This window comes from Methanospirillum sp., assembly GCF_035560735.1.
Taxonomy (GTDB): Archaea; Halobacteriota; Methanomicrobia; order Methanomicrobiales; family Methanospirillaceae; genus Methanospirillum.
In genome coordinates, this window is sequence record NZ_DATMYY010000384.1 from 1 (window position 1) to 3,605 (window position 3,605).

Sequence of the window (3,605 nt, forward strand, 5' to 3'; positions counted from 1 at the left end):
TTTTAAGGCTGTAGAATTACTGTTCATTAAAGGACGAAATTGCCAGCCGACGTACTTCAGCGATGTTTTCAGCGTCGCCGCGCCGATCATCCACCGGTGTTTCACAGATAACCGGTATTTTACAAAAATCCTGATGGTGGAGAATTGCCGCCATACCTTGCTTCCCGATGGCCCCACATCCGATATGTTCATGCCTGTCAAGGCCTGAACCACATTCACCTTTTGCGTCATTCAGGTGGATGAGAGTGATTCGTGATAGACCCAAGAGATCATCAATCTTCTTTGCAACATCTGCAACTGTATCACTAGTTCTCAGATCATATCCAGCAGCAAATGCATGACAGGTGTCAAAACATATTCCGGTGCGGTTTTTATCCTCCACGCCATCTAGTACTTTAGCTATCTCTTCCAGTCTGCTCCCAACCGAGTTGCGTTCACCTGCGGTATTCTCAAAAAGAAGAGTTACATCCGAAATATCCTGATCAAAGGCTTTTTGTACAGCATCAACGACCCGGTCCCGACCAAGACTGACATCATCCCCGGCATGGCCAAGATGAGTCACAAGATACGGGATGCCCAGGAGAGAACACCGGTGAAGTTCAAGTACAAGGGCATCGACCGATTTGCGGTACATATCAGGTTTCTCTGAAGCAAGGTTTGGGAGATAAGGCATATGAGCAAAGACCGGACAGAGCGATGAAGCTGAAACAGCATCTCTGAATGCTTCAGCATCATTTTCAGTTATCTCCTTTGCTGCCCATCCACGGGGATTTTTGGTGAATATCTGGAAACAGTCACATCCACGCTCTTTTGCCCGACTCGCTGCCAGGTCAAGAGATCCTGCTATTGATACGTGCACTCCTGCAACAACCATGATATCAGGGCTTTATAAGAATTGTTTTCTCTTCGAGATAATGATCCAGTGCATATCGGCCGTTTTCCCTGCCAATCCCTGAGTCTTTTGTTCCACCAAAGGGGACTTCTGGTGGGAGTTTGAGATGCTGATTTACCCATACGATACCTGCCTGTAGCTCTTCGCAAGCCCTGCTGATAATTCGGGAATCATGAGTCCAGACAGAAGCACCAAGCCCGAATTGAGTATTATTCGCAGCAGATATGGCGTCATCGAGAGAATCAAACGGCATGACCGGGAGGACAGGGCCAAAAACCTCCTCTCTCATGACAGGGGCCTCAGGATCAAGACCAGACAGGAGAGTTGGTTCAAAGAAGGAACCAGTATAATCGCCGACTTTCATCTCCTTTCCTCCAGTAATAATTTTGCCAAAGCCGCCTTCTATGGTCCGTTCAATCTGTCCGGAAATCAGACGACGCTGTGCAAGGGAGTGTACCGGTCCCATATCAACATCAGATTCAAGGCCGTTGCCAACTTTAAGGGATATAATTAGGGTTTGCAACTTGTGGACAAACTCCTCTTCTATAGATGATTCAACAAATAATCGTTTGACTGCTGTGCATGTCTGTCCGCAGTTGAAGAATCTCCCGGCAACTGCTCCCTTTGCTGCAACGGTAAGGTCAGCATCTTTGCATACGATCATGGGATCGCTCCCACCAAGTTCGAGTGTGACCCGTTTGAAGAGCGGGGAGGCAAGTAACGCTACCCGTCTGCCTGTTGCAACCTCACCGGTGAACGAGACCGCCCGGATACCAGGATGGGCTGTTATTGCCTCACCAACAACCGGACCTGGACCTGTAACAACCTGAAGAATATTTGCCGGAAGACCAGCTTCAACAAGACATCCTGCTAGTTGTATGCAGGTCAGCGGGGCCGTTGTAGCCGGTTTGAGGATGAGTGCATTCCCGGATGCTAAAGCAGGACCCACTTTCCATCCCATGATGATTGCCGGAACATTCCATGGGATGATAGCACCACAGACTCCGAGAGGATTCCGGGATACTATAGCATGACCATACGCTGAAGAATGACCGTAATCACCTTTTAACAGCCCGGATATCGAGGCATAGTATTCAAGAATTTTTGCAAATCCTGCAATCTCATTTTTAGACTCTTTTAATGGTTTTCCCTGTTCACGGGAGAGTAGACCTGCAAGATATGCCTGTCTGCCTCTGACAAGGGCGGCTGCACCAAAAAGTACCTTTGCACGTTCAGTTCCATCTTTAGCAGTCCATTTTGGAAACGCTTCTGATGCAATTGCTACTGCAGCATCCACATCTGCAGCCGTTCCGCGGTTCACTTTCCCGACGAGTTCCCCGGTAGCCGGATTGATTACTGGAATGGTATTTGAATGTTCATGCCCGTTAGCAGGAGTCTGAACCGGCTTATCCATGATCAGGGATCGTTGTCAGAAGCAAAAAAGATGAGTCAATATTGAAGGATATTGGTAAGAAATATCAGGAGTTGACTCCGGCATACATAGAATCCAGTCGGTTTGCAATCCCATTCCATTGGAAGTCGCGATACACCTTTGCCCTGCCACTTCGTCCCCACCGACGTGACCGCTCCATGTTGTCGAGGGCCTCGCAAATTCCTGCTGCGATGCTGTCTGCAGATACAGATGTCCGTATTCCGTCATGATATGGTTCAATGTTTTCGTGCAGACCTCCAACATCACATGCCACCACAGGCTTTCCTGCACTCCACGCCTCTGGAAGCACAATACCAAATGGTTCATTCCTGCTTGGGATAACCACAAGATCTGCTGCAGCTAGTAACCGGACATACTGAGTATCTGTGATAAAACCGGGAAATCTGATTGGCAAGCCCATCGCTGCAGAGCGCTCCTGAAGCCACGGCCTCATTCCACCGTCTCCTGCCATTATTGCCTGGACACCCCAGAATCGCTCTTTTACCCGTGGCAGGGCATCAAGAAAGAGATCCGGACCTTTCTGAACTGCCATCCTGCCGATAAAAAGAACTGTCGGGGCATAGGGATGAATTCCCATCTCCTGTTTCACGGTTCCCTGATCAAGGCTTACATCAAACTGTTCTGGGACAACCCCGTTTGGAAAGACCTGCACTTTCCAATCAGGAACATTATATAACTGCATTACTTCATTTTTAAGAACGCCCGAGACAGTAGTCACCTGTTTTGCAATTAAACCGGCGTACCACTCCTTTCCACAAATCTCGTGGTATTCCCACCAGTCACCATGGTGATTTCCGTTACGGCCATATTCAGTCGAATGATATGTAAATACGGTTTTTCGATCCTGCAGAAGATGGAGAGCCTCGGTCACATGCCAATCATGGAAATGAAGAATGTCAAAGTGTGGGCTATCAAGGGAACGAAAACGGTCTGCCATCATGTGACTCATATTCCGACAGTATTCCACCACATTGTTTCCGTACGGACGGACCGTATGGTAGTGAACTCCCCCGAAGGTGAAGTCACCATCTCCACGGGTGAAGAAGTGTACCTCATTCTTCTTTGCCAGTTCCTGAGCCAGATAGGTAGCAGCACTAGCAAGACCGCCTACTCGGTCAGTATAAAGTGATTCCCAGCAGAAGTATGCTATCTTTTTTCTTTCCATGCAACATCTCCAGTTCTGTCAATAATCTGTGATCGAGACCGGGGTGATTTTTTAAATGCTAATGTTCAGGATTCAGTCCATCATATTTTATATAT

The 3,605-nt window shown here is 48.0% G+C and carries 3 protein-coding genes; all 3 read right to left on the minus strand.

The genetic code is table 11. The features are described from left to right. Positions 1-16 precede the first annotated feature (16 nt). The 3 genes from VN429_RS11345 to VN429_RS11355 all read right to left on the minus strand — a co-directional run bounded on the left by VN429_RS11345 (position 17) and on the right by VN429_RS11355 (position 3,510). A complete protein-coding gene (locus tag VN429_RS11345) occupies positions 17-874 on the minus strand; it encodes a deoxyribonuclease IV (protein WP_325633390.1) in 858 nt (285 codons plus the stop codon). A gap of 4 nt (positions 875-878) precedes the next feature. Further along, positions 879-2,306 (minus strand): aldehyde dehydrogenase family protein, encoded by a 1,428-nt coding sequence (locus VN429_RS11350; protein ID WP_325633392.1) that lies wholly within the window; start codon positions 2,304-2,306, stop codon positions 879-881. Positions 2,307-2,370: 64 nt separating this feature from the next. Next, positions 2,371-3,510: a glycosyltransferase family 4 protein gene (locus tag VN429_RS11355; RefSeq protein ID WP_325633394.1), complete on the minus strand. Its 1,140-nt coding sequence runs from the start codon at positions 3,508-3,510 to the stop codon at positions 2,371-2,373. Positions 3,511-3,605: the final 95 nt, after the last annotated feature.

Coding starts and splice junctions, on each gene's coding strand:
- VN429_RS11350 (WP_325633392.1), bottom strand. CDS start 2,306: ATGGATAAGCCGGTTCAGACTCCTGCTAACGGGCATGAACATTCAAAT.
- VN429_RS11355 (WP_325633394.1), bottom strand. CDS start 3,510: ATGGAAAGAAAAAAGATAGCATACTTCTGCTGGGAATCACTTTATACT.
- VN429_RS11345 (WP_325633390.1), bottom strand. CDS start 874: ATGGTTGTTGCAGGAGTGCACGTATCAATAGCAGGATCTCTTGACCTG.